The organism is Humibacter ginsengiterrae (assembly GCF_054780115.1).
In genome coordinates, this window is the sequence record NZ_BAAGWY010000001.1 from 354,261 (window position 1) to 378,287 (window position 24,027).

A 24,027-nucleotide genomic window follows, 5' to 3' on the forward strand; every position below is an offset into this window, starting at 1 on the left:
CCGGGCGTCGGGCGAGTGCTCAGCCGCCGACGATCGTGCCGATCTCCTTGCCCAGGATGGCCGCCGTCACGCTGCCCTCCGGCTCGATGCCGAAGATCTGCATCGGCATCGCGTTGTCACGGCACAGGCTGAGCGCCGTCGCGTCGATCGCCTTGAGATCGCGTACGAGGGCGTCCTGATAGGTGATGCGCTCGAGCTTGATCGCCTGGGGGTTCTTGCGCGGGTCGTCACTGTAGAGGCCATCGACGCCGTTCTTCGCCATCAGCACCGTGTGTGCACCGATCTCCAGGGCGCGCTGCACGGCGACGGTGTCGGTGGAGAAGTAGGGCAGCCCGGCGCCGGCGCCGAAGATGACGACACGGCCTTTCTCCAGGTGCCGCTCGGCACGGCGCGGGATGTAGGGCTCCGCGACCTGCGTCATGCTGATCGCGGACTGCACGCGCGTCTCGGCACCCGCCTGCTCCAGGAAGTCCTGCAGCGCGAGCGCGTTCATCACGGTGCCGAGCATTCCCATGTAATCCGCGCGTCCGCGGTCCATGCCGCGCTGGCTGAGCTCGGCGCCGCGGAAGAAGTTGCCGCCGCCGACGACGACCGCCACCTCGACGTCTTCGGCTGCACGTGCGATCTCGCGGGCGAGCGAGCTCACCACGTCGGGGTTCACGCCGAGGGCGCCGCCGCCGAACGCCTCACCGGACAGTTTGAGAAGGACCCTCCGTCTCGTGGCAGTTGGCATGTGGCGAGTCCCTTCTCGAGCGTGTACGGAATCTAACGTAATGGCGGCCGGCTAGACGAAGCGCACAGAAAAGGAGTCCGGATCGATGGACGATCCGGACTCCCGTTCATGCTGCTTAAGCGCCGACCTTGAACCGGGCGAAACCGGTGATCGTGATGCCCGCGTCGGACGCGACCTTTCCGACGGTCAGCTTGTTGTCCTTGGCGTAGTCCTGGTCGAGCAGCGAGACCTGCTTGAAGTAGGCACCGAGGCGGCCCTCGATGATCTTCGGCAGAGCGGCCTCCGGCTTGCCCTCGTTGCGCGAGATCTCTTCGACGATGCGGCGCTCGTTCTCGACCTTCTCGGCAGGAACGTCGTCACGCGTGAGGTACTCCGGGTTGGCGAACGAGATGTGCTGTGCGATGCTGCGCGCCGTGTCTGCGTCGTCGCCGGTGTAGGCGAGGATGACGCCTACCTGCGGAGGCAGGTCCTTCGACGTGCGGTGCAGGTAGATCGAGAACGCGTCGCCGTCGAGGCTCGCAAAGCGGCGCAACTCGACCTTCTCACCGAGGATCGCGGCCTCGTCGTTGATGACGTCGGCCACGGTCTTGGTGGCAGCAGGTGCTGCCAGCGCCTCCTCGAGCGTCGTGGCGCCCGCCTCGACGACGGCCTCCTCGACCCCGCCCGCGAGGGCGATGAACTTGTCGTTCTTCGCGACGAAGTCGGTCTCGCAGTTCAGCTCGAGCATGTAGGCGCGACCGCCGTGCTCGCGGGCCGTCACGAGGCCCTCGCTGGTGGAGCGGTCCGCTCGCTTGGCGTTACCCTTTGCACCCTTCAGACGCAGGATCTCGGTGGCCTTCTCGATGTCGCCATCGGCCTCCTCGAGCGCCTTCTTGGTGTCGACCATGCCGGTGCCGAGCTGCTCGCGCAGCGCCTTGATGTCGGCGATGCTGACGTTTGCCATGGTGGTGTGAACTCCTGAATGAAGAGAAAGAAGGTGGACTACTTGGCTTCGGCGGCTGCGCCCTCGGCAGCCTCATCCGCCTCGACGACGGCCTCGGCCTCGACATCCGCACCCTCGGCATCCGCCTCGGACTCGGTGGCCTCGACCTGCTCGGCCTCCTCGTCGACGATGGCAGCAGCGTCCGCCTTGCTCTCGGCGAGATCGGCGTCTGCGCGCCTGGCAGTCTCGGCGCTGGACTGCACCGCGCCGTCACCGGTCTCGAGCAGCTCGCGCTCCCACTCGGCCAGCGGCTCCGCGCCTTCCTCACCCTCCTCGGGCTTCTGGTGGCGCTGGATGAGACCCTCGGCCGCGGCGTCGGCGACGATGCGGGTGAGCAGCGACACGGAGCGGATCGCGTCGTCGTTGCCCGGGATGGGGTACTGCACCTCGTCGGGGTCGCAGTTGGTGTCGAGGATGGCGATCACGGGGATGCCGAGCTTGCGCGCCTCGTCGATGGCGAGGTGCTCCTTCTTGGTGTCGACGACCCAGATCGCGCTCGGGGTCTTGCTGAGGTTGCGGATGCCGCCGAGCGACTTGTGAAGCTTGTCGAGCTCGCGCTTCTTGATCAGCAGCTCCTTCTTGGTGAAGCCGCTGGTGGTGCCCTCGAAGTCGAGCTCCTCGAGCTCCTTCATGCGTGCGAGACGCTTCGACACGGTCTGGAAGTTCGTGAGCAGACCACCGAGCCAGCGCTGGTTCACGTACGGCTGGCCGACGCGCTGCGCCTGCTCGGCGATGGCGTTCTGGGCCTGCTTCTTGGTGCCGACGAACAGCACGGTGCCGCCGTGGGCGACGGTCTCCTTGACGAAGTCGTACGCCTTGTCGATGTAGGCGAGCGACTGCTGGAGGTCGATGATGTAGCTGCCGCTTCGCTCCGTGAGGATGAAGCGCTTCATCTTCGGGTTCCAGCGCCGGGTCTGGTGTCCGAAGTGCACGCCGCTGTCGAGCAGCTGGCGCATGGTGACGACGGCCATGGCCGTTCTCCTTGTCTCAAGGCTCTGCGGCGCGGGCCTGCAGCATGCCTTGGTCGGTTTCTTCGCGAGAGCCGGACGGCCCCGCGCCTAGCGCTCGACAGGAATCCGCCTCGACCGGAGTCGAAGACCGAAGGGTTCCTGTGCCGATTGGCGAAGGCTCCGAACGAATCGGGGCTCCGCCGGCGAACGGGCGCGCGTAGTCACCCCGACTCAGCGGGGTGCCCGACCATCATAGCAGCAGCGGGACGACGCCCGACTTCAGCTGGCTTCTGCGTGCTCTCGGTGCAGGCGCTTGAGCTTGGACTTGTCCTCGAGCTCGAGCCCGGTGATCTCCGGCAGGGCGGCGAACACGAACCAGAACGACAGTGCGGCGAACAGCGCGAAGCCCGCGTAGACCCAGTCCAGTCCGACCGCCTGGCTGAGGATCGGGAACAGCAGCGTGACGAGGAAGTTGAAGACCCAGTTGAAGGCCGCAGCGATGCCAAGGCCGAGGCCGCGGATCTTGTTCGGGAACACCTCGCCGAGCACGACCCACATCACCGGGCCCCACGTGGCGGCGAAGAAGATGACGAACAGGTTGGCGCCGATCAGGGCGATGACGCCCCACGGCTGCGGCAGCGTCACCGTGCCGCCGGAGGTGTGCGCCTGGGAGAACGAGATCGCTGCGAGCACGAGCCCGACGAACATGCCGGCGGAGCCCCAGAGCAGCAGTGCCTTGCGTCCCACCCGGTCGACGAACAAGATCGCGACGAACGTGAGCACCACGTTGATCACCGACGTGATCACGGAGGTGACGAACGAGTCGCTGGAGCTGAAGCCGACCGACTTCCACAGTGTCGTCGAGTAGTAGAAGATCGCGTTGATGCCGACCAGCTGCTGGAAGGCGGCCATGCCGATTCCCACCCAGAGGATGGGTTGCAGGCCCAGGGCCTTTCCGCGCAGGTCGCGGTAGCGGGCGCGGCGCTCACTCTCCAAGCTCTCTTCGATCTCATCGATGCGCTTGTCGATGTCGATTGCGCCGGTCACCTCCCGCACGACCGTTCTCGCGTCGTCTCGCCGCCCCTTGCGCAGCAGGTATTGCGGCGATTCGGGGATGGAGAGCGACAGGATGCCGTAGACCACGGCGGGGACGACGCCGACGAGAAGCATCCAACGCCAGGCCGGCAGCCCGAACCAGAGTGCGCGCATCGCGTTGCCTTCGGAGCCGGCAAGCGCGGCATCCGACAGAAGTGCCAGGAAGATCCCGAGCGTGATCGCCAGCTGCTGCAGCGAGCTGAGGCCACCGCGCAGCTTCGCGGGTGCGATCTCGCCGATGTAGGCCGGCGCGATGACGGAGGCGATGCCGATGGCGAGTCCGCCGATGAATCGCCACGACATCAGGAACCAGTCGGCGAATGCGAGCCCGGATGCGATCGAGCTCGCCACGAACAGGATGGCCGCGAGCAGCATGACGGACTTGCGACCCCAGGCGTCGGCCAGCTGCCCCGCGAACCACGCGCCGACCGCGCAGCCGATCAGGGTGATGGCCACTGTGAAGCCGATGGCCGCCGACCCCAGATTGAACGTGTGCTGGATCGAGTCGACCGCGCCATTGATCACGGACGTGTCGAATCCGAAAAGCAGTCCGCCCAGCGCCGCCGAGATCGTGACACCGAGCACCTTGCCGGTGTGCGCGGTGCCCATCTTGGAACTGGAGGCCGTGACCGGCCCGCTCTCTGCCTCGTCCTGCTCGTTCGTCTGACGGTCTGACATCGAGATCGCCCCCCTCGCTCTCTCGTTGGCACGCCAACAGTTAGCACGCTAACACCACGGGGTCCGGCAGGGCGTCTTCCCCTCCCCCGTGACCGTGCCCGGCGGTCCATCCACAGCGCGCCATCCACCGCCCTTTCCGGGCAGCGTTCGGTGTCAGGATCTCGTCATGTCGTCGCCGCGCCGTCTCATCGCAACCCGAGCGGTGAGCGCCGTCGCGGCGGCGACGCTGGCGCTCGCGCTCACCGGCACCCCCGAGCCGGCGAGCGCGAGTCCTTCCCCGTCTGGTTCCATGGCTCGCCCGCCTGCCGCCTCATCGACATCGGTCTCGACCCCGGCCGTCCATCAGGATGCCGGATGGGTGTGGCCCGTTGCCGGGCCCCGCACCGTCGTGCGCCCCTACGAGGCGCCGGCATCCCGTTACTCGGCCGGACATCGCGGTATTGACATCGCAGCGCCGCCCGGCGTTTCGGTGCTCGCCCCGGAGTCGGGAACCGTTCGGTTCGCCGGTGTCGTCGTCGACCGGCCCACCGTCACAGTGCAGGCAGGGCCTGGCGTGCTGATCAGCATCGAACCCGTCGCCACGACGCTGTCGGCCGGCGACGCCGTGACTCGGGGTGGTGCGCTCGGAGCGGTTGCGACGGGCGGGCATTGCGATACAAGGTGCATCCATCTCGGCGTGCGAGTCGACGGCGAGTACGTCTCGCCGATGCGGTACTTCGGCGGGGTGCCGCGCGCCGTGCTGCTTCCGTTGAGGTGACTGCCGAGCTTCCACCGCAGCGTCAGAGATCTCGCGGGACCGGCCGGCCGGACCGAGTCGAGTGCACCGGGCGGCCGGACCGAGTCGAGGCACCGGTTCTCGCGCGAGGGCGGCCCGCATTCGGACACGCGTGCAGCGGTTCAGGCGCGAGGGCGGCCCGCGTTCGGACATGCGTGCAGGTTGAGAGGCGAGGGCAGCGGTTCAGGCGCGAGGGTGCGCCCTCTGGTAGCTCTCCTTGAGTCGTTCCGCCGATACGTGGGTGTAGATCTGCGTCGTGCCCAGGCTGGCGTGGCCGAGCAGCTCTTGCACCGCCCGAAGGTCGGCCCCGCCGTCGAGGAGATGCGTTGCGGCTGTGTGTCGCAGAGTGTGCGGTCCCGAGGGTCCAGAGCCGGGGAGTTCCTCGAGCAGGGAAGAGACGAGCCGGTACACCGTCCGCGTGCCCAGTCGTCCACCCCGAGCACCGAGGAACAGCGCGGCGGCGTCGGACCCGGTCGCGAGTGCCGGGCGTGCGGTGCGCAGATAGTCCACGATGGCGTTCAGCGCGGGCACGCCGAACGGTACGACTCGCTCCTTCGACCCCTTGCCGGTGACACGCACCGTGAGACGGTCGAGGTCGACGTCGTCCACGTCGATGCCGGTCAGTTCGGAAACCCGCAGGCCCGACGCGTACAACAGTTCGACCACGGCGAGGTCGCGCAGGGCACCGGGCTCGCCGCCGGCGGCTCTCGCCTTCAGACTGTCGAGCAGAGTGGATGCCTGGCCTCGCGTCACCACTCGCGGGAGCCTCCGGTCTGCTTTCGGAGCACGGAGGCGACGACCGGCATCCGCCGAGGCCGCGCCCGACCGTTCCAGCCAGGCGGTGAAGCCGCGGGCAGCAGCAGCCCTTCGCGCTATCGACGCCTTCGCGAGGCCGTCCTGCTGAGACCTCCAGAGCCAGTCCCTCAGCAACGGAAGCCCGAGGTCGCAGGGTGACCCCGCTCCCGCGTGTTGCGCGAAACCGGCGAGCGACCCCAGGTCGGAGCCGTACGCCCGTACCGTGCTCGGGGAGTATCCGCGCTCGGTGCGCAGATGGGACTCGAAGTCTGCGATCGCCTCTTCCCACGACATGCTTCCAGCTTGGTCCCGCACGAACCCGCGGTCGGCGCGACACTCTCAGGCGCGACGTGGAACGGCCCGCCAGCCATCGGCATCCTCCCGCACTCTGGCCTCGACCTCGAGGGCGCCGAGCACGCCGACCACCACGCCCACCGTCAGACCGGATCGGGCAGCGATGTCTCCTGGCGGGCGCGACACCCTCGTGCCGAGCGCATCAAGTACGCGCACCGTTTCGGGGCTATCTCGCGTTGCGCCCTCGCCCATCGCATCGACTCCGTGGGAGCCGGCCCCGCTCGCAGGACCTTCCGATCCGGTGTGGTCGGCCGCTCCTCGGATGCCGCGCGGGCGCGGCGGGGCGAGTTCGGCGATCTCCCTGGCGTTGGTGACGCAGACGGCGTCGTACTCGCGCAGCAATCGGTGGCATCCCGCCGAAGCGGGCGATGTGACAGGTCCGGGAAAGGCGCCGAGCGGCCGGCCGAGGGCCGAGGCGTGCCCCGCGGTGTTGAGCGAGCCCGAGCGGGCCCCGGCCTCCACGACCACTGTGGCCTCGCTGCACGCCGCGATCAACCTGTTCCGCTGCAGGAACCTCCATTTCGTGGGTGCTGCACCGCACGGCAACTCGGACAGCACCACGCCGTCCTGGGTGATGCGACGCAAGAGGTCGTCGTGACCTGCCGGGTAGAAGCGATCGACCCCGCCGGCGAGGAACGCCATTGTGAGCCCGCCCGCCGCCAGAGCGGCGCGATGGGCCATTCCGTCGATTCCGTATGCGGCACCGGAGACGATCGCAAACCCGAGTTCGATGAGACCCGCGGATGCTTCGCCCGCCACGTGCTCGCCGTACCCGGTGGCCGCGCGAGCGCCGACGAGCGCCACGCCGGCACGCTCCTCGGCGATCAGGGCCGGATCCCCGCGCACCCACAGGGCAATCGGTGCGTGCGGGCCGAGGTCGTCGGCGCCCACGGGCCAGGGTCCGCGCTCGCTGCCGGGTACGAGCATTCGGGCGCCGACGTGTGCCGCCAGCAGCAGCGCGCGCTCGACGTCTCCGGAGCGCATCCGGGGACGCCAGCGGTCGAGCCCGGCCTTCAGCTCGGCCGAGTCGATCCCGGGCCCTCTCGCCGCGTCCGTCGCACTCTGCGGCTCATCAGTCACACCGCGTGAGGTGCCGGAGAGGTCCGGGGACCCGGGAGGTGCACCCGGGGTTGTGCGACTCCGTGCATCGCCCAGCGCGAAACGCAGTGCCTCGGCGGCGCCGCGCTCGGCGATCAACGCTCCCGCCGTGCCGTCACCGGGCTCTGTGATCACGGACCACGCTGCGCGTGCGAACCGATCCGCCACCTGCCGGTCATCGAGGTCGACGTCCTTCTCCCGAGACCAGCAGACGCTGGTGACGAGCTCCCTCACGTGTTCCCGATCGAGTCCGAAGACGGTCATGTCGCGATTCCCCTTCTGAGGTAGAGGGCAGTATGGATGTGCTCGGCGGTGGGCTGCTCCGCCCCCGCGACATCGGCGATCGACCAGGCGAGGCGCAGCGACCGGTCGTAGCCGCGCATCGTGATCGCGCCGCGCTCCAGCGCGCGGTCGAGCACCGAGGTCGCACCGCGTGGCAGCATCCGGACGCTCTCACGGAGCCATGAACCGGGCACCTGAGCGTTGGCACTCCACGGCGTGTCGGCCAGGCGGGCGGCGGCCGCTTCGCGCGCCCTCACGACCCTCGAGCGGGCCTCGGCCGTGCTGGTACGGGGAACGTCTGCAGCGAGCTTCAGTTGCGCCGCCGTCACCCGGCGGACATTGAGCCGGATGTCGACGCGGTCGAGCAGCGGACCCGAGATCTTGCCCAGGTACCGGCGGATGGCCGAGGGCGCACAGGTGCACTCGGCGTCGCCGACGTTGTACTGGCCGCACGGGCACGGGTTCGCCGCCATGATCAATTGGAAGCGGCCGGGGAACGTCGCCGTCGCGTTGGCGCGGTGAATGCGGATCTCGCCCGACTCGAGCGGCTGGCGCAACACGTCGAGCACAGAGCTCGGGAACTCTGGCGCCTCGTCGAGGAACAGCACACCGTGCGCTGCCCTTACGGCCGCTCCCGGACGGATCTGCCCGCTGCCGCCGCCCACGATCGCGGCAGCGGTGGCGGTGTGATGCGGAGCCTCGAAAGGCGGTCGGGTGACCAGGCCGGTGACGGAGCCTCCGGCCAGAGAGCGGATCGAGGTGGCCTCGAGCGAGGCATCCGTTTCGAGGTCGGGAAGGAGCCCTGGCAGCCGCTCCGCCAGCATCGTCTTGCCCGCGCCGGGCGGTCCGAGCAGGAACATGTGGTGCCCGCCTGCGGCAGCGATGATGAGCGCCTCGATAGCCTCTTCGTTGCCGACGACCTCGGCGAGATCCGCGTGTGCCGCACCGGTATCATCCAGTGCCGCCGTCGACGTCCACGCCTCGACCGGAACCGGGTCGAGGTCGGCTCCGTGCCGGATCGCCGCATCGCGCAGCGACGCCACAGGGATGACCTGCATTCCGGGCACGAGGCTCGCCTCATCCGCATTCGCGGTCGGCACCATCACCCGGCGGAGGCCGGCGCGAGCTGCCCCGATGACCGCCGGAAGCACACCGGGCGTCGGCCGCAACCTTCCGTCGAGTCCGAGCTCCCCGAGATGGACGGTGGATGCCACCGAGTCGGGCGGCACGTCTCCGGCGGCAGCGAGCGCGGCCAGCGCGACACCCAAATCGAACCCGCTGCCATGCTTGGGAAGCGCCGCTGGCGACAGGCTGACCGTGAGCTTGCGGGACGTGATCGGCAGGCCGGAGTTGGACGCGGCGGCACGCACACGATGACGGGACTCGCCGAGCGCCGCATCCGGAAGGCCGATGACCGAGAACGCCGGCAGCCCCGGCGAGATGTCGGCCTCCACGTCGACGATGTGTGGAGTGAGACCCACAAGGGCTATGCCCCTGGTGTGCGCGATCGCCATCAGCACACTCCGATCAGGTGCTCGATGACGACGTCGGCATCGGCGATGCCGGCGGGGGCCAGCACGGCAATGGCGTCGATGCGCAACGACCGCGGAGGGTGCGCGGATGCCTCGCACCAGAGCCCGGCAAGCAGGCGCAGTCTGGCGGCCTTCACCGGTGTGATCGCGTCGAACGGATGCCCGTACACGGTCGAGGAGCGCGTCTTCACCTCGACGACCGCCAACTCGCCGCCGCGCTCGGCGACGATGTCGATCTCACCCTGCGGGCAGCGCCAGTTGCGCTCTATGACGCGGTATCCGCGCGCCTTGAGGTATCGGGCCGCGAGCTCTTCACCGCGCCTGCCCAGTTCGTCCTTCTTCGCCATCGGGTGCCTCCGCCGACAGCATGTCGGGAAGGAGACAGGCGAAATCGCGTGGGAGCGCCGGGTCGGGACAACCGGCCGATCCGCGCACCTTGGGACGGAAAGCTGACCCGTGCAACCGTGGAAAACCGAGGCGACGCGATCACTGGGGAAGGCGATCCGCAGACGCGCCTACTCGTCGAGCGCGAGCTCCTTCGGCAGTTCGAACTCCTTGCTCGAAAGCTCCTCGATGTTGACGTCTTTGAACGTCAGCACACGCACGGACTTCACGAAGCGATCGGCCCGGTAGACGTCCCAGACCCAGACGTCGTGCATCGTGATCTCGAAGTAGAAGTCGTTCGCGGTATCGCGGCGCACGAACTCCACCTCGTTCGCCAGGTAGAACCGGCGCTCGGTCTCGATCACGTACTTGAACTGCGAGACGATGTCGCGGTACTCGCGGTACAGAGCAAGCTCGACCTCGCGGTCGTAGTCGTCGAATTCGTCCTCGTCCATCGCAGACAAGCTTAGAGGCGATTGAGGGTTGCGCGGGCGAGCTTGCTCGCACGTGCAGCCCGATTGAGTCAATGAGCGGCGCAGCCGCGATAGAGAGCTAGGCTGCCGTCTCGTCGGCGCCGTCCGCAGTCGAGATCTCGGCGTCTGCTTCTTCGCCGAGGTCGAGCTCCAGCTGCACCTCGGTGCGCTCGCGGTGCAGCCACGTGCGGCGGTGCAGTGCGCTCGGGCCGAGGCGGTCGATGGCCTCGAAGTGCGCTTCGCTCGCGTACCCCTTGTTGCTCGCCCAGGCGTAGCCGGGGATGACGGCATCCTGCTCGATCATGATTGCGTCGCGATGCACCTTGGCGATGACGGATGCCGCCGCCACTGATGCACAGGACTGGTCGGCTTTGATGCGCGACACCACGGGCACGCGTATAGGAAGTGCACGCGTCAGGTAGTCGTAATTCCCGTCGAGGATGATCGTGCCCGCGTCGAGCGGCGCACCAGCGGCCTGCAGGGACGCGAACGCTCGTGCTCCGGCCATGCCGAGGCAGGCCATGATGCCGTACCTGTCGATCTCCTCCGCCGACGCCAGCCCCACCGCGTGGTGGCGCACCCACCGCATGCAGAGCGGAGCGAGCTCCTCGCGCTTGGGCTCCAGCAACAGCTTGGAGTCGCGCAGCCCCTTCGGCCACCGGCCGACTTCGGCATCGACCACGACCATTCCTACGGCCACCGGGCCCGCGAGTGCACCGCGGCCCACTTCGTCGCATCCGATCACGACAGCGCTGCCCGCGGTGTGCAGCTCGGTCTCGAACCGGTAGTTGGGCGCGGGCAGTCGCTTACGCTTGCGGGCAGGCTTCGTCGCCGTGCGGATCAGCGGCGAGCTCTCGGTCGACGCGCTGTCCTGCGCGGAGCCATCCAGCTGCGTGCGGGCATCCGTTGCTTTCACTGCCACGCCTTCGACGTTACTTCTTCTCACTCTCGACGCCGCTGAACACGTCCGGGTAATTCGAGAGCCAGGTCCAGCGACTGATCGGCCAGCTGATCAGGATGGCCCGACCCACGACATCCTTCTCGGGCACGAAGCCCTTGCCTGGCAGATTCTGGTTGCGGGAGGAGTCCTGCGAATCCCACCTGTTGTCGCCCATGACCCAGAGATCGCCTTTGGGAACGGTGACGCTGAAGTGCAACGAGGCCGCCTCGTTCTCCCCAGGTGGCAGCTTGATGTATGGCTCGTTCAGCGGCGACCCGTTCACGCTCAACTGGCCCAGCGCATTGCAGCACGATACGTGGTCGCCTGGCAGCCCGATCACCCGCTTCACCAGGTGATCGTCGCTGTCCGGAGCCGCCAGTCCGATCAGAGACAGTGCCCACTCGACCGGGTTCGTGTTCGTGTTCTTCTCGGTCGACGGCGGCAGCCATCCACCCGGGTCGGTGAAGACGACCACGTCGCCGCGGTGGATCGGCATGAGGTTCGGCTCGAGCTCGTTCACGATGATCAGATCGTTGATCTGCAGCGTGTTCTCCATCGAACCGGACGGTATGTAGAACGAACGGACGATGAACGTCTTGATGAGGAACGAGACGAGGATCGCGACCAGGAAGATGATCAGCAGATCGCGCAGGAAGTACTTGATGCTGCGCTGTTTGGTCTTCTTCTCCGATGCGGCGCGGTCGGACCGCCTCGACAGGGACTCGTCGTGCCGGCCGGGCAGAGATTCGTCTGTCATCTGTGTGTGAATTCCCGCCCTCGAACACTCGAGCCGGCCCCTCAACGACCTGAGCTCCCGCCCCATCATAAGGGGGTCGGGAGCTCAGGATCGCGATTCCGGTTGAGCGCGGCCTACGCCTCGCGTTTCTCCTTGATCTTGGCCTTCTTGCCACGCAGTTCACGCAGGTAGTACAGCTTCGCGCGACGAACGTCACCGCGCGTGACGATCTCGATGTGGTCGATCACCGGCGAGTGCACGGGGAAAGTGCGCTCCACGCCGACCTGGAAGCTGACCTTGCGCACGGTGAAGGTCTCGCGCACGCCCTCGCCGCTGCGGGCGATGACGACACCCTGGAAGACCTGGATGCGGGAGCGGTTGCCCTCGGTGATGTTGACGTGCACCTTGACGGTGTCGCCCGGCCGGAACTCGGGAATGTCGCTGCGCAGCGAGGCGGCGTCGACGGCGTCGAGGATGTGCATGATGATTCGCTCTCTGCGCCCGCCACCGGTCGAACGCGGATCAAGTGGATGAAGAATCTGGATGTCGTGCCGTTCGCGCTTCGATCATGAAGCGCAGTGCGTGACTCCCCGGAGGCAGAGCACGTGCCGCGGCACAGTCTTCCATTCTGCCATGAAGCGGATGCCCCGCCAAAACGGCGAACGGCCTCACGGCATTCGCGCCGGTGGCCGCGCTCAGCGACCCGGCTCGTGCACGATGATCACGTCGCCGTCGTCCGGTCCGCGACGTCGACTTTGCCCTTCGGCGGCCTGCTGCCGTGCATCGGCAGCGGATGCCCGTGACACCGCCGACGAGACCCGGTCGCGCCACTCGTGCACGAGCTCCCACAGGGTGAGCCAGAACGTCGCGAGGCCGAGAACTACCGCGGCGACGCCGAACGCGACGCCCGTCGCACCGAAGAAGCCGAGGCCCACGAGGGCGAGATGGAAGGCGAGTGTGGCTGCGGCATCCCACCAGCCCGGAGCCTTCTCCCCGCGAACGCGAGGACGCAACCTCGTGAGCCCGGCAAGTACGGCGAGAAAGACGAACAGCACTCCGGAGCCGAGGAAGAGCAGGAAGAACCCGCCGACACCGCCGCCGAAGACGCCGAATCCCACCAGGAGCCACAGCGGCAGCACCGGGACGGCGAACAGCTGCCACCTCAGAAGAGCCCTGCGGAGCGCCATGCAGCAAGGCTAGGCGCCGGCTATGCGCATCGGCTGGGAAGCCGGGCGAGTTCGCCCAGGGCGTGACGCGACTGCGGTGGAGTCGCCCGAGAGACGCTCAGTCCTCGTCGAGCAGGTCGGGCCGCACGCGGCGAGTGCGCTCGAGCTGCTGCTCGCGCCGCCACGCTGCGATCGCGCCGTGGTTGCCGCTGAGCAGCACGGGCGGCACCTCGCGGCCCCGCCAGACCGGCGGCTTCGTGTAGGACGGATACTCGAGCAGGCCGTCCTCGTGCGACTCCTCGACGAGGCTCTGCGGGTTGCCGACCACGCCGGGAATGAGTCGTGCGATGGCCTCGACCATGGCCATCACGGCAACCTCTCCCCCGTTCAGCACGTAGTCGCCGAGGCTGACCTGCCGCACACGGGCGCGGGACTGCGCATCGTCGAAGACGCGCTGGTCGATTCCCTCGTAGCGTCCGCACCCGAACACGAGGTGTTCCTCTTCTGCGAGCTGCCTGGCCATGGCCTGGGTGAAGACCTCGCCTGCGGGTGACGGGAAGATGACGACGGGGTCGCCGTCACGCAGAACGTCGTCCAGCGCCTCGCCCCAGGGCTCCGGCTTCATCACCATTCCGGCCCCGCCACCGTACGGAGTGTCGTCGACCGTGCGGTGGCGGTCGTGCGTGTACGACCGCAGGTCGGTGACGCGCAGGTCGATGATGCCGTTCTGCCTGGCCTTGCCGAGCAGCGAGATGTCGAGCGCGTCGAAGATCGCGGGGAAGATCGTCACGATGTCGATGCGCACACCGTGAAGTCTAGGAGGGGCGTGGCGCTCGTCAGGCGCGAGCCAAGATCGTCTCCACGTCGACGCCGGACGGCAGCGTGCCGTACAGTGCACCGCCGCCGTTCGCGAGACGGGAGACGCAGAACGCGTCGGCGACGGCATCCGGAGCGCCTTTGACGAGCACGGCCGCCTGCAGCGCCAACGCGAGATCCTCGGCTAGCCGGCGGGCGTCGAAGGCGACGTCGTCCGGCTCGCGTGCGGACGCCCGGGCAAGTCGCTCATCGATCGAGCGCAGCGCCTCGGCGAGGCGACGATCGGCGGAGGCAGCGGAGGCGAGCTCGTCGCGGACCGCTGCCACGGCATCCGGTTCCCGGGACAGCACGCGCAGGATGTCGAGCGCGATCACGTTGCCCGAGCCTTCCCACACGGCCATCACCGGCTGCTCCCGGTAGCGGCGGGCGAGCGGATAGTCCTCCGTGTAGCCGTTGCTGCCGAGGCACTCCAAGGCTTCGTACGCGTGGCCCGGGCCGCGCTTGCAGATCCAATACTTGGCCACGGCGGTGGCCAGCCGGCGGAACGCGGTATCAGAGTCGGAGGCATCCTCGTCGTGCGCCCTCGCCAGGCGCAGCCCGAGCGCGGTGGCCGCTTCGGACTCCAATGCCAGGTCGGCGACCACGTTGCGCATCAGCGGCTGGTCGATCAGCGTGCGACCGAACGCCGCGCGGCGTCGCACGTGCCACGCCGCCTCTGCCACGCTCTGCCGCATGCCGGCTGCCGTGCCGAGCACGCAGTCCAGCCGCGTGCGCGCCACCATCTCGATGATCGTGCGGATGCCCCGCCCTGGCTCGCCGACCGCGTATCCGACGGTGCCGTCGAACTCGACCTCGCTCGACGCGTTCGATCGGTTGCCGAGCTTGTTCTTCAGTCTCTGGATGCGGAACACGTTGCGCGTCCCGTCGTCGAGCACGCGCGGGACGAGGAAGCAGCCGATACCGTCATCCGTCTGAGCCAGCACGAGGAACGCGTCGCTCATCGGCGCCGAGCAGAACCACTTGTGGCCCGTCAGAAGCCAGGCGTCGCCCGCGGCTCGGGCGACCGTCGTATTGGCGCGCACGTCGCTGCCGCCCTGCTTCTCGGTCATCGCCATGCCGAACAGCGCGCCCTGCTTGCCGGGGCGGAGCCGGCCGTCATACTCGCGGCTCAGGATGCGGGGAATCCACTTCGCTGCGAGCTCGGGTTGCTGACGCAGCGCGGGGACTACCGCGTGCGTCATCGAGATCGGGCACGCGTGTCCGGGCTCGACCTGCGCGAAGAGCATGAACGCGGCGGCGCGCGCCACGTTGGCACCCGGTCGCGGTCGCGCCCACGCCGAGGTGTGCGCACCATGGGCGACCGCAGCGCCGATTATCCGGTGGTACGACTCGTCGTAGTCGACCTCATCGATGCGGATGCCGTGCCTGTCGAACGCGTGCAACGTCGGCTCGTTAGCGTTCGCCAGCTCCGCATCGCGCTGGAAGCCGGCGCTCCCGACGAGCGTGCCGATCTCCGTCAGTTCGGCGATCGCCCACGCGGCATCGTGTTCGGCGACGCCTTCGACGAGTGCCGCGTTCGTCGTGAACTCGTCGATGCCGACGCGATCGGGCGCCTGATTGGCGACCTCGTGTGTGACGTGCGGTGCCGGTCTCGTCATCGAAACCCGTCCTTCCGGCCGAAGCGTGCGCATCCATCCTCGCCCAGGGGCGGGACGAACGAGCACTCTCGGTGGGAAGAACCCGCACCCTCGCGGGTGTGTCAGGCGGCGAGTGCGATCTCGATGTAGCCGGCCACGATCCTGGTGGGGTAGGTGGCGAGGGCGGGGCCAGGCTCGCTCAGGCACTCCCCCGTCGCCAGGTCGTACACCTGCTTGAGCAGCGGCGAAGCCACTGTGGTGCGCTCGCCCTTCGATCCCACGATTCCCCTGGCGATAACCGGTGCTGAGGTCTTCGGGTCGATGTGGTCGACGGCGTACAGCTCGCGGTCGTCGAGACGGAAGAGGGCGACCTGTCGCTCGGCGACGAGCACAGCCTCGCCCCATCCGGCCTCGAGGTCATCGACGCGGCACACCCGCTTCCACGGATTCGGCGGTGCATCCGGTGCTGTGCGGGTCGCGGGTCGCTCGACGGTCAGCGTCATGGTGCGCTCCTCTCGGCCGCCGGACGAACGCCTTGCTGGTGTGGCGGGCATCCGTCGCGGCATCGATCGTGATGTCGTGATCGACCGTAGGAGTCGCGTGTTACGGCCGATCGCACCGGTGTTTCGCGTGCGTGAAGTCCATCTCACCGTGCACACCACGCGGTTGAAGGTGCGCCGTAACCGCTGTTCACAACCACGAAAAGCGTTCGAAACAGGGCACTCATAGCCTCGAGCACAGTTCGGGCACAGCGGCCGTGCGCTCCGGCCGCGAACGCGGTCGGTGTCTTCGCAGCGATCCGCGGCAGGCCCGTCGGGAGGGGGACGCCCATGGCGAACACAGGCGCAACCGCAGGCGAGATGCATGGCCGGCCGCGACGGGTGGTGGTGATCGGAGCGGGTCCCGCTGCGCATCGGCTGGTGGATGCCGTCGCCTCCCGCGACGAGGCCCTTGCCGTGCATCTCACCGTCGTCGGTGAGGAGCCATACCTGCCGTATGACCGTGTGTCGCTGAGCCACCGGCTGCACGACCAGGAGGATCTCACCCTGCAGCCCTCCGCCGTCTGGGATGACTCGCGCGTGAGCCTGCGCACCGGTGTGCGTGCGATCTCCATCGACCGTCACGAGCGGATCGTGCACACGGACGACGGTGAGCGGCTCCCCTATGACGATCTCGTGCTCGCGACCGGATCCAGCGCACCGGTCCCCGGCATCCGGGGCAGCGAGCACGCCCGCGTGTATCGCACGATCGACGACGTGGACGCCCTCGTCGCCGAGTGCGAAGTCGCACGTGAGCGGCGGGGGCGCGCGCCGAAGGTGCTCGTCGCGGGCGGTGGTCTGCTCGGACTGGAAGCGGCCGGCGGGCTGGCGCAGCTGGGTGCTGAGGCGTCCGTCGTGCACTCCGGCGGCTGGCTCATGTCGGCGCAGCTGGACGAGGGTGCCGGACAGGCGCTTTCCCGCCTCATCGCGGGGCGGGGCATCCGGCTGCATCTCGGCACCCGGCCCCAGGAGATCCTCGTGGACGAGGCCGGTGTGAGCGAGGTCAAGCTCACGAACGGACAGCGAGTCGAAGCGGACATCGTGGTCTTCGCCATCGGTGTGACTCCCAGGGATGAGCTGGCGCGAGAAGCCGGACTCGAGCTCGGCGAGCGGGGCGGCGTCGTGATCGGAACCGATTGCCGCAGCTCCGACCCGCACGTGTTCGCGATCGGCGAGGTCGCCAATGTGTTCGGCCGCTGCGTCGGCCTCGTCGCCCCAGCCAACGCCATGGCCGAGACCGTCGCCGACCGCCTGCTCGGCGGCGACGCCGAGTTCTTGACGATCGATGACGCGACGAGCCTCAAGCTCTCCGGTGTGGACGTGGCCAGCTTCGGCGACGCGTTCGGCTCGACATCCGGCGCCCTGGAGATCGTCTACGCGGACCCCGCGCGTGGTCTGTACCAGAAGATCGTCGTCACCCAGGATGCCAAGACCCTGCTCGGCGGTGTGTTCGTCGGAGACGCCGCACCCTATTCGGCGCTTCGCCCGCTGCTCGGCCGCGAGCTCTCGGCCGAGCCGGCCGCCTACCTCTGCGCAGGCGGCGAACTGCCGGACGGCACCGATCTGCCCGACGACGCACTGGTGTGCTCGTGCAACAACGTCTCGGTCGGCGCCATTCGCGACGCCGTGCACTCCGGAGGTGAGGACGGGGCAGGATGCCACGATCTCGGCGACCTGAAGTCGTGCACGCGTGCCGGCACGCAGTGCGGTTCGTGCGTGCCGCTCGTCAAGAAGCTGCTGGAGAAGGAGCTCTCCTCCGCGGGAATCGCCGTGTCGACGGCGATGTGCGAGCACTTCCCGATGAGCCGCCAGGAGCTGTTCGAGGGCGTACGGATGCTCGGGCTCACCTCGTTCGACGACATCGTCGCCCGATTCGGCACCGGCCGCGGCTGCGACATCTGCAAGCCGGCGGTGGCATCGATGCTCGCCAGCCAGCACGGCGGTTACATCCTGGACGGCGGCCGGGGCACCCTGCAGGACACGAATGACCGCGCCCTCGCGAACATGCAGAAGGACGGCAGCTACTCCGTGGTGCCGCGGATTCCCGGGGGCGAGATCACTCCGCAGAAACTCGCCGTCATCGCGGCTGTCGCCGAGGAGTTCGGGTTGTACACGAAGATCACCGGTGGCCAGCGCATCGACCTGTTCGGCGCGCGTCTCGACCAGCTGCCCGACATCTGGCGCAAGCTCGTCGACGCCGGGTTCGAGTCCGGCCACGCGTACGGCAAGGCGCTGCGCAATGTGAAGAGCTGCGTCGGATCCACGTGGTGCCGGTTCGGAGTACAGGACTCGGTGGGCATGGCGATCCGCCTCGAGCTGCGCTATCGCGGGCTCCGCGCCCCGCACAAGCTGAAGATCGGCGTCTCCGGATGTGCGCGCGAGTGCGCCGAGGCCCGCGGCAAGGACGTCGGCGTGATCGCCACAGCCGAGGGCTGGAACCTGTACGTCGGCGGCAACGGCGGAATGCAGCCTGCCCACGCCCAGCTGCTCGCATCGGATCTCGACGACGAGACTCTCATCAGATACATCGACCGCTATCTCGTGTACTACATCCGCACCGCCGACCGCCTTCAGCGCACCGCCCGGTGGATGGAAGACCTCGACGGGGGACTCGACCACGTGCGCAGCGTCGTCGTCGATGACTCCCTCGGCCTGGCCGAGGAGCTCGAGGCGACCATGCGCAGGCATGTCGACGACTACGAGGACGAGTGGGCGGCCACCCTCGCCGACCCCGACCGGCTCAGACGCTTCCGATCCTTCGTCAACGCACCGGACGCACCCGACACCGGCATTCCCCGCGTGATCGAACGGGGCCAGGCACGCCCCGCCCGACCCGGCGAACGGGCCGTCGCGCTGGGCATGCCCTCGACCCGACGCGCGGATGCTGGAGCGGCCCGGGAAGGCGTTCGACAGTGAGCGGCAATGCGTCCGGCGCCGGGGGTGAGGTCACTCTCGTCGGCGGCGGCCCGGGCAGTCTCGACCTCATGACCGTCGGCGGCCTCGACGCACTGCGCCGCGCCGACGTCGTGCTATACGACCGCCTCGCCCCGCACGAACGGCTCGACGAACTCGCTCCCGACGCGCTGCTGGTGGATGTCGGCAAGCGGCCGGGCCATCACGCTGTTCCACAGGACGAGATCGAACGGATGCTCGTGCGGCACGCTCTCGAAGGATGCCGCGTGGTGCGGCTCAAGGGTGGTGACCCCTTCGTACTCGGACGAGGCGGCGAGGAGGCGGCCGCGTGCCGCAAGGCGGGCGTGCCGGTGCGCGTCATTCCCGGGGTGACGAGTGCCACCGCGGTGCCGGCAGCTGCCGGCATCCCACTCACGCACCGTGGTGTGAGCCACCTCTTCACCGTCGTGTCGGGGCACGCCCCGCTCACCGACGACGAGCACCGCCACCTCGCCGGGCTCGGGGGGACGATCGTCGTCCTGATGGGCGTGGGCACGTTGCCCGGTCTCGTCGCCGGACTTGCCCGTCACGGGCTGGATGCCGGCACTCCGGTCGCGGCGATCGAGCGCGGATTCGCGCCCGACCAGCGCACCACGATCTCCGACCTCGGCGGCATCGTGACGGCATCCGTCGTCGCAGGTGTCAGTTCACCGGCCGTCATCGTGATCGGCGAGGTCGTGCGCCTGGCGACGGGAGGCGACCACGTCGCCGCCTGGCAGTTCGAGCGCGCGCACGAGCTCGCGCGGCAACCGGTCTCGTCGTACAGCGTGGGATCCGCGGAGTCGGCCCGATGACGACCGAGGCGGCCACGGTGCCCGGATTCCGGCCCGACCAGCTGCACGGCTTCCGCATCGGGGTGACGAGCGATCGACGCAGCGCCGATCTCATCGACGCGTTCGAGCGGCGCGGCGCCCAGGTGCTGCACGCGCCGACGATCCATCTCGTGAACGCCGATGCCGACGACCCGGTCATCTCCGACACCAGGGCGGTGATCGACGCGGAGCCGCAGTTACTGCTGGCGACGACTGCGTATGGCATCCGCCGCTGGTTCGAGGTGGCGGATGCCTCAGGGCTCGGTGACGCGCTGCTGGGAACGCTGGCGAGCGCAGACATCCTCGTTCGAGGCCCGAAAGCACGGGGCGGTGTACGCGCTGCCGGACTCGACGACTCAGGGATGAGCGACGAAGAGACCACCGCATCCCTCGTCGATCGGGTGGTCGAGCGGTACGAGCCGGGACTCACGATCGTGGTGCAGGTACACGGGCACACCGATGAAGCCCAGCTGGAACGGCTGCGCGCTGCGGGGCACCAGGTGCTCACCGTCGCCCCCTATCGCTGGCGCGCTCCCGACGCGGCCGACCGGCGAGTGCAGCAGCTCATCGAGGCGGCCTGTACCGACCAACTCGACTGCGTCACGTTCACCAGTGCCCCCGCGGCCGAGGCGCTCCTGGATGCGGCAGACGAACACGGGCGCCGCGACGAGCTGCTGGATGCCTTCACCAACCAGGTCATCCCGGCCGTCGTCGGACCGGTGACGGCCGCTCCACTGATTGCCGCAGGCATCCAGCCGATCCAGCCGGAGCGATTCCGCATGGGCGCCCTGGTGCGGCTCGTCTGCGAGGAGCTGGAGAGCCGCAGCGCACACGGACTTCGAACCGCGCACGGCGACCTGCAGCTGCGCGGCACCGTCGTGCGGATCGGCGAACGCGCCGTGCCGCTCACGCCGGCCCAGCTGGCCGTGTTCCGGCCGATCTTCCGTGCGGGAGGAGCCGTCGTGCCGCGCGACCGGTTGTCACGCATCCTCGTCGGCTCCCCCGACGACCACGTACTCGACATGGCGCTCAGCCGGCTGCGATCAGTGCTCGATGCGCCGGGACTGGTGTCGACGGTGGTCAAGCGCGGGTATCGGATCAACGTGCTGGAGGAGTGAGCCGCCTCGCCTCACCGCGGAACCGGAGCCCGGTGCGGACAACGTTCCGCGGCGGTTACCCGCGGCGCGATTCACCGAAACGGCGCCTCCGTAGCGTCACAGGCATCCGCTTCTCCCCCCTATCGCATAGGAGGTTCCCATGACGGAAATGGTCGACACCGAAACCGCTGCACAGGCCACCGGAAGCACGCTCGCACAGCGGCCGGGTCGCTGGATAGACGGCTGGAATCCGGAGGATGCCGCGCAATGGCAGACCGCAGGCAGGGCGATCGCGCGCCGCAACCTCGGCTGGTCGGTTTTCGCCGAGTTCCTCGGGTTCGTGGTCTGGCAGCTCTGGTCCATCGTGGTCGTGCTGCTGCCTGGCGCCGGCTTCCACTTCACCACGACCGAGAGCTTCTGGCTGATCTCGCTGCCCAGCCTGGTCGGGGCGACGTTGCGCATCCCGTACTCGTTCATGGTTCCGCTGATCGGCGGCCGCAACTGGACGATCATCTCCGCCGGGCTGCTGCTCATCCCGGCCGTGGGTCTGGCGCTGGCCGTCAGTTCCCCGCACACCCCGTTCTGGGTACTCATCACGGTGGCTGGGCTCGCCGGGTTCGGCGGAGGCAACTTCGCCAGCTCGATGTCGAACATCACGTTCTTCTTCCCACACGCGCAGAAGGGCTGGGCCCTCGGGCTGAACGCCGCAGGAGGCAACCTCGGTGCCGCGGTGGCGCAGTTCACGGTTCCCGTCGCGGTCGCACTGACCGCGGGGCTCGGGCTCGGCGTGGCCGGCTGGATCTGGGTCCCCCTGATCGTGGTGGCTGTGATCGGGGCGTGGAAGGGGATGGACAACCTCTCCAGCGCCCGCAACGACTTCTCCGCCTCGCTGTCCGCGTTGAAGGAACCGCATCTCTGGCTGCTCGCGCTGCTCTACATCGGCACCTTCGGTTCGTTCATCGGCTTCTCCGGCGTGTTTCCGAAGCTCATCGCCGACCAGTTCCCCTCCTTCGCCACGATTCCGATCGGCACGATCGCCGTCTCGCTGGCCTTTCTCGGCGCGCTCGTCGGCTCCCTGAGCCGGCCCTACGGCGGCAGGCTCGCCGACCGATTCGGCGGCGCGAAAGTGGCTGCCGGGTCGTTCGCGGTTATGGGGGTCGTCGCGCTGTCGGTGGTGCTGACGCTTCGGCTCGGATCGTTCTGGCTCTTCCTCGGATGCTTCCTGGTGCTCTTCGCCGCCAGCGGCGTGGGCAACGGCGCGACGTACCGCATGATCCCCACAGTGTTCCTCGCGACAACCGGTGCGATCTCGCCGGATCACCCCCGCGCGCTGGATGCCGGCCGCCGGTCGGCTGCAGCGCTCGGTATCGTCTCTGCGATCGGCGCGTACGGAGGCTTCGTGATCCCGCAGGTGCTGAGCGCATCCGTGGCGGCGACCGGCGGCTACGCGTCCGCGTTCCTCGGCTTCGTCTGCGGCTACGCCGTGCTGCTCATCGTGACGCTGACCGTCTACGCCCGTCCCCGTGGACGCCTGACGGGGCACCGCATCTGATGCGGGTGCTCATCGTCGGTGCCGGCCCGGTGGGAGCACGGCTGGCCGAGGATCTGCTGCCGGCCGTGCGCTCAGGGTCGATCGATCTGACGATCGTCGGCGCCGAACCGGTTGCCGCCTACAACCGGGTGCTGGTGGCTGAGCACGCGGTCGGGACCGTCTCCCTCGAGGAGATCATGCTGCAGGATGCCGGCGAGCTCGCATCCGCCGGCGCAGACGTGCGGCTCGGCGCACGCGTGACCCGTGTGGACACCTCGCGGCGGATGGCGACCGTGGACGACGGCACGGCGCAGCCGCAGTACGTGCCGTACGACCGAATAGTCTTCGCAACCGGGGCACGCGCGAACATACCCGCGCTGGACGGCGTTCCACGAGCGGCGGACGGCAGAGACCCACTCGGGCGCCAGGGCGCGCAGCCGATCGGTGTCGACGATCGTCTGCCCCCGGGGGTCACAACACTGCGAGATCTCGCCGACGCGGCCCGCGTGGCGGCAGCGGTGCGGCGGCGCGATCGCATCGTCGTGCTCGGCGCCGGGGTGCTCGGCCTGGAGTTCGCACTTCTGGCCGCGCGATCCGGATGCGAGACGGTCGTCGTGCATCACGGCCCGACGCCCATGCCGCGCAACCTCGACCGCGGCGCGGGTCTCACGCTGGCGCGGTCGCTGAGGGCGGCGGGCGTGACAGTGCTTCCGCACTCCCGAGCGGAAGCGATCAGTCTCCGGCACGACTCGGCCGATGGCCAGGACGAGACGGCTCGCTTCGATGCGCTCATCACTGCCGACGGAAAGCACGTGCACGGCCGGCTGCTCGTGCTCTCGTGCGGAGTCGGAGCACGCAGCGAACTCGCCGCCCTCGCGGGATTGCGGGTGGCGCGAGGCATCCTCGTCGATGGCACGCTCACATCGTGGAGCGATCCGAACGTGCACGCCATCGGCGACTGCGCACACGTCGCCGATCCTGCCGCGAATGATTCGGGAGACACCGTTGCGGGGGGCCCGAGCGGTCTCGTCGGTCCGGGGTGGCAGCAAGCGGACTGGCTGGCCGCTCGGATGATGGCCGAGGCGGACGGGCATCCGTTCGACCGGGAGCCGCCTAGGGAGCGACCGGCGATCGTCATGCTGAAAGGCGAGAACGTAGAGTGCGTCGCGGTCGGCGACGTCACCCCGGACCCCTGGGACTACGGGCCGCAGCACGGACCTGAGGGCGGGCGGAGTGTGACGCTCTGGACCGATCCGGAGCACGGCGCGTACGTCAAGACTGTGACCGACCACGGAATGCTCACGGCGTTTGCGGCGGTCGGGATGCCGAGAACGGCCGCCGAGCTCACGCTTCTGTTCGAGCGCGGCGCCCAGCTGCCGGCCGACCGGTCGCTGATCTTGCGCTACGACGGGGTGGACCGCGAAGCCCTCGGGGCCACGGACGCGGACCCGGACGCAACCGTCTGCTGGTGCAACGGCGTCAGTGCCGGGCAGATCGCCGACGCCGCACTCACTGCCGGAGAAACGCAGCACGGCGTGTGCACCGTTGCGGACATCGGAGCTGCCACACGCGCAGGCACCGGATGCGGCGGATGCCGAGGTCGCATCCAGTCGATCCTCGACGGACTCACGGATGCCCGGGTGCCGGCATGAACGACGCCGCTCCGAGAC

Annotated in this window: 22 protein-coding genes; 6 read left to right on the forward strand and 16 right to left on the reverse strand. The window is 68.7% G+C overall.

Features of this window, described 5'->3' with window-relative positions:
• Nucleotides 1–19: 19 nt before the first annotated feature.
• The 4 genes from pyrH to ACYVII_RS01785 all read right to left on the reverse strand — a co-directional run bounded on the left by pyrH (nucleotide 20) and on the right by ACYVII_RS01785 (nucleotide 4,438).
• A complete protein-coding gene (gene pyrH, locus ACYVII_RS01770) occupies nucleotides 20–733 on the reverse strand; it encodes a uridine monophosphate kinase (RefSeq protein WP_460530025.1) in 714 nt (237 codons plus the stop codon).
• Between the two features lie 115 nt (nucleotides 734–848).
• Entirely contained in the window at nucleotides 849–1,676 is an 828-nt protein-coding gene (gene tsf / locus ACYVII_RS01775; protein WP_460530029.1) for a translation elongation factor Ts, read from the reverse strand.
• 38 nt (nucleotides 1,677–1,714) lie between these two features.
• Nucleotides 1,715–2,686, reverse strand: a complete 972-nt coding sequence (rpsB, locus tag ACYVII_RS01780) for a small ribosomal subunit protein uS2 (RefSeq protein ID WP_460530032.1) — start codon at nucleotides 2,684–2,686, stop codon at nucleotides 1,715–1,717.
• Between the two features lie 258 nt (nucleotides 2,687–2,944).
• Nucleotides 2,945–4,438, reverse strand: a complete 1,494-nt coding sequence (locus ACYVII_RS01785; RefSeq protein ID WP_460530035.1) for a sugar porter family MFS transporter — start codon at nucleotides 4,436–4,438, stop codon at nucleotides 2,945–2,947.
• Between the two features lie 166 nt (nucleotides 4,439–4,604).
• Here ACYVII_RS01785 and ACYVII_RS01790 point away from each other — a divergent pair, with 166 nt between their 5' ends.
• A complete protein-coding gene (locus tag ACYVII_RS01790; protein WP_460530038.1) occupies nucleotides 4,605–5,195 on the forward strand; it encodes a murein hydrolase activator EnvC family protein in 591 nt (196 codons plus the stop codon).
• Between the two features lie 201 nt (nucleotides 5,196–5,396).
• Here the strand turns inward: ACYVII_RS01790 and ACYVII_RS01795 are convergent, their stop codons facing one another.
• The 12 genes from ACYVII_RS01795 to nirD all read right to left on the reverse strand — a co-directional run bounded on the left by ACYVII_RS01795 (nucleotide 5,397) and on the right by nirD (nucleotide 15,929).
• Nucleotides 5,397–6,302 carry a tyrosine recombinase XerC gene (locus ACYVII_RS01795; RefSeq protein WP_460530041.1) on the reverse strand — a complete coding sequence of 302 codons (906 nt, stop codon included), beginning with the start codon at nucleotides 6,300–6,302 and terminating at the stop codon, nucleotides 5,397–5,399.
• Between the two features lie 45 nt (nucleotides 6,303–6,347).
• Nucleotides 6,348–7,724: a DNA-processing protein DprA gene (gene dprA / locus ACYVII_RS01800; RefSeq protein ID WP_460530044.1), complete on the reverse strand. Its 1,377-nt coding sequence runs from the start codon at nucleotides 7,722–7,724 to the stop codon at nucleotides 6,348–6,350.
• Complete coding sequence (locus ACYVII_RS01805; protein WP_460530047.1) at nucleotides 7,721–9,256, reverse strand: YifB family Mg chelatase-like AAA ATPase; 1,536 nt, start codon at nucleotides 9,254–9,256, stop codon at nucleotides 7,721–7,723. The genes dprA and ACYVII_RS01805 overlap by 4 nt, the downstream gene beginning before the upstream one ends.
• Nucleotides 9,256–9,621 carry a YraN family protein gene (locus tag ACYVII_RS01810; RefSeq protein ID WP_460530050.1) on the reverse strand — a complete coding sequence of 122 codons (366 nt, stop codon included), beginning with the start codon at nucleotides 9,619–9,621 and terminating at the stop codon, nucleotides 9,256–9,258. Before ACYVII_RS01810 ends, ACYVII_RS01805 begins: the two co-directional genes overlap by 1 nt.
• A 168-nt stretch (nucleotides 9,622–9,789) precedes the next feature.
• Nucleotides 9,790–10,113, reverse strand: a complete 324-nt coding sequence (locus ACYVII_RS01815) for a DUF2469 domain-containing protein (RefSeq protein WP_170024148.1) — start codon at nucleotides 10,111–10,113, stop codon at nucleotides 9,790–9,792.
• Nucleotides 10,114–10,210: 97 nt separating this feature from the next.
• Nucleotides 10,211–11,053, reverse strand: coding sequence for a ribonuclease HII (locus ACYVII_RS01820; RefSeq protein WP_460530053.1), 843 nt, complete (start codon nucleotides 11,051–11,053; stop codon nucleotides 10,211–10,213).
• Between the two features lie 10 nt (nucleotides 11,054–11,063).
• Complete coding sequence (gene lepB / locus ACYVII_RS01825) at nucleotides 11,064–11,828, reverse strand: S26 family signal peptidase (protein WP_460530056.1); 765 nt, start codon at nucleotides 11,826–11,828, stop codon at nucleotides 11,064–11,066.
• Between the two features lie 113 nt (nucleotides 11,829–11,941).
• Complete coding sequence (gene rplS, locus ACYVII_RS01830; RefSeq protein ID WP_460530059.1) at nucleotides 11,942–12,289, reverse strand: 50S ribosomal protein L19; 348 nt, start codon at nucleotides 12,287–12,289, stop codon at nucleotides 11,942–11,944.
• 213 nt (nucleotides 12,290–12,502) lie between these two features.
• Nucleotides 12,503–12,994: an MFS transporter gene (locus ACYVII_RS01835; RefSeq protein ID WP_460530062.1), complete on the reverse strand. Its 492-nt coding sequence runs from the start codon at nucleotides 12,992–12,994 to the stop codon at nucleotides 12,503–12,505.
• A gap of 97 nt (nucleotides 12,995–13,091) precedes the next feature.
• The gene (gene trmD / locus ACYVII_RS01840; protein ID WP_460530065.1) at nucleotides 13,092–13,778 is read right to left on the reverse strand and encodes a tRNA (guanine(37)-N(1))-methyltransferase; all 687 of its coding nucleotides are present in this window, start codon (nucleotides 13,776–13,778) and stop codon (nucleotides 13,092–13,094) included.
• Nucleotides 13,779–13,809: 31 nt separating this feature from the next.
• Entirely contained in the window at nucleotides 13,810–15,447 is a 1,638-nt protein-coding gene (locus ACYVII_RS01845; protein ID WP_460530068.1) for an acyl-CoA dehydrogenase family protein, read from the reverse strand.
• Between the two features lie 101 nt (nucleotides 15,448–15,548).
• Nucleotides 15,549–15,929 carry a nitrite reductase (NAD(P)H) small subunit family protein gene (nirD, locus tag ACYVII_RS01850; protein WP_460530071.1) on the reverse strand — a complete coding sequence of 127 codons (381 nt, stop codon included), beginning with the start codon at nucleotides 15,927–15,929 and terminating at the stop codon, nucleotides 15,549–15,551.
• Between the two features lie 327 nt (nucleotides 15,930–16,256).
• On the opposite strand from nirD, the gene nirB reads away from it, so the two are divergent.
• From nirB to ACYVII_RS01875, 5 genes are all read left to right on the forward strand, one after another.
• Nucleotides 16,257–18,881, forward strand: a complete 2,625-nt coding sequence (gene nirB / locus ACYVII_RS01855) for a nitrite reductase large subunit (protein WP_460530074.1) — start codon at nucleotides 16,257–16,259, stop codon at nucleotides 18,879–18,881.
• The gene (gene cobA, locus ACYVII_RS01860; RefSeq protein ID WP_460530077.1) at nucleotides 18,878–19,711 is read left to right on the forward strand and encodes a uroporphyrinogen-III C-methyltransferase; all 834 of its coding nucleotides are present in this window, start codon (nucleotides 18,878–18,880) and stop codon (nucleotides 19,709–19,711) included. The genes nirB and cobA overlap by 4 nt, the downstream gene beginning before the upstream one ends.
• Nucleotides 19,708–20,847 carry a uroporphyrinogen-III synthase gene (locus tag ACYVII_RS01865; protein WP_460530080.1) on the forward strand — a complete coding sequence of 380 codons (1,140 nt, stop codon included), beginning with the start codon at nucleotides 19,708–19,710 and terminating at the stop codon, nucleotides 20,845–20,847. The genes cobA and ACYVII_RS01865 overlap by 4 nt, the downstream gene beginning before the upstream one ends.
• A gap of 139 nt (nucleotides 20,848–20,986) precedes the next feature.
• Nucleotides 20,987–22,378: an MFS transporter gene (locus tag ACYVII_RS01870; protein ID WP_460530083.1), complete on the forward strand. Its 1,392-nt coding sequence runs from the start codon at nucleotides 20,987–20,989 to the stop codon at nucleotides 22,376–22,378.
• Complete coding sequence (locus ACYVII_RS01875; RefSeq protein WP_460530086.1) at nucleotides 22,378–24,009, forward strand: FAD-dependent oxidoreductase; 1,632 nt, start codon at nucleotides 22,378–22,380, stop codon at nucleotides 24,007–24,009. The genes ACYVII_RS01870 and ACYVII_RS01875 overlap by 1 nt, the downstream gene beginning before the upstream one ends.
• The last annotated feature ends 18 nt before the right edge of the window (nucleotides 24,010–24,027 follow it).

Excerpts from the sequence above, each read along its gene's own strand:
- ACYVII_RS01795 (WP_460530041.1), bottom strand. The coding sequence starts at position 6,302 with ATGTCGTGGGAAGAGGCGATCGCAGACTTCGAGTCCCATCTGCGCACC.
- tsf (WP_460530029.1), bottom strand. The coding sequence starts at position 1,676 with ATGGCAAACGTCAGCATCGCCGACATCAAGGCGCTGCGCGAGCAGCTC.
- nirD (WP_460530071.1), bottom strand. The coding sequence starts at position 15,929 with ATGACGCTGACCGTCGAGCGACCCGCGACCCGCACAGCACCGGATGCA.
- lepB (WP_460530056.1), bottom strand. The coding sequence starts at position 11,828 with ATGACAGACGAATCTCTGCCCGGCCGGCACGACGAGTCCCTGTCGAGG.
- nirB (WP_460530074.1), top strand. The coding sequence starts at position 16,257 with ATGGCGAACACAGGCGCAACCGCAGGCGAGATGCATGGCCGGCCGCGA.
- ACYVII_RS01875 (WP_460530086.1), top strand. The coding sequence starts at position 22,378 with ATGCGGGTGCTCATCGTCGGTGCCGGCCCGGTGGGAGCACGGCTGGCC.
- ACYVII_RS01870 (WP_460530083.1), top strand. The coding sequence starts at position 20,987 with ATGACGGAAATGGTCGACACCGAAACCGCTGCACAGGCCACCGGAAGC.
- ACYVII_RS01845 (WP_460530068.1), bottom strand. The coding sequence starts at position 15,447 with ATGACGAGACCGGCACCGCACGTCACACACGAGGTCGCCAATCAGGCG.
- ACYVII_RS01790 (WP_460530038.1), top strand. The coding sequence starts at position 4,605 with ATGTCGTCGCCGCGCCGTCTCATCGCAACCCGAGCGGTGAGCGCCGTC.
- pyrH (WP_460530025.1), bottom strand. The coding sequence starts at position 733 with ATGCCAACTGCCACGAGACGGAGGGTCCTTCTCAAACTGTCCGGTGAG.
- ACYVII_RS01835 (WP_460530062.1), bottom strand. The coding sequence starts at position 12,994 with ATGGCGCTCCGCAGGGCTCTTCTGAGGTGGCAGCTGTTCGCCGTCCCG.
- rplS (WP_460530059.1), bottom strand. The coding sequence starts at position 12,289 with ATGCACATCCTCGACGCCGTCGACGCCGCCTCGCTGCGCAGCGACATT.
- ACYVII_RS01805 (WP_460530047.1), bottom strand. The coding sequence starts at position 9,256 with ATGGCGATCGCGCACACCAGGGGCATAGCCCTTGTGGGTCTCACTCCA.
- rpsB (WP_460530032.1), bottom strand. The coding sequence starts at position 2,686 with ATGGCCGTCGTCACCATGCGCCAGCTGCTCGACAGCGGCGTGCACTTC.
- ACYVII_RS01810 (WP_460530050.1), bottom strand. The coding sequence starts at position 9,621 with ATGGCGAAGAAGGACGAACTGGGCAGGCGCGGTGAAGAGCTCGCGGCC.
- ACYVII_RS01815 (WP_170024148.1), bottom strand. The coding sequence starts at position 10,113 with ATGGACGAGGACGAATTCGACGACTACGACCGCGAGGTCGAGCTTGCT.
- ACYVII_RS01785 (WP_460530035.1), bottom strand. The coding sequence starts at position 4,438 with ATGTCAGACCGTCAGACGAACGAGCAGGACGAGGCAGAGAGCGGGCCG.
- dprA (WP_460530044.1), bottom strand. The coding sequence starts at position 7,724 with ATGACCGTCTTCGGACTCGATCGGGAACACGTGAGGGAGCTCGTCACC.
- ACYVII_RS01865 (WP_460530080.1), top strand. The coding sequence starts at position 19,708 with ATGACGACCGAGGCGGCCACGGTGCCCGGATTCCGGCCCGACCAGCTG.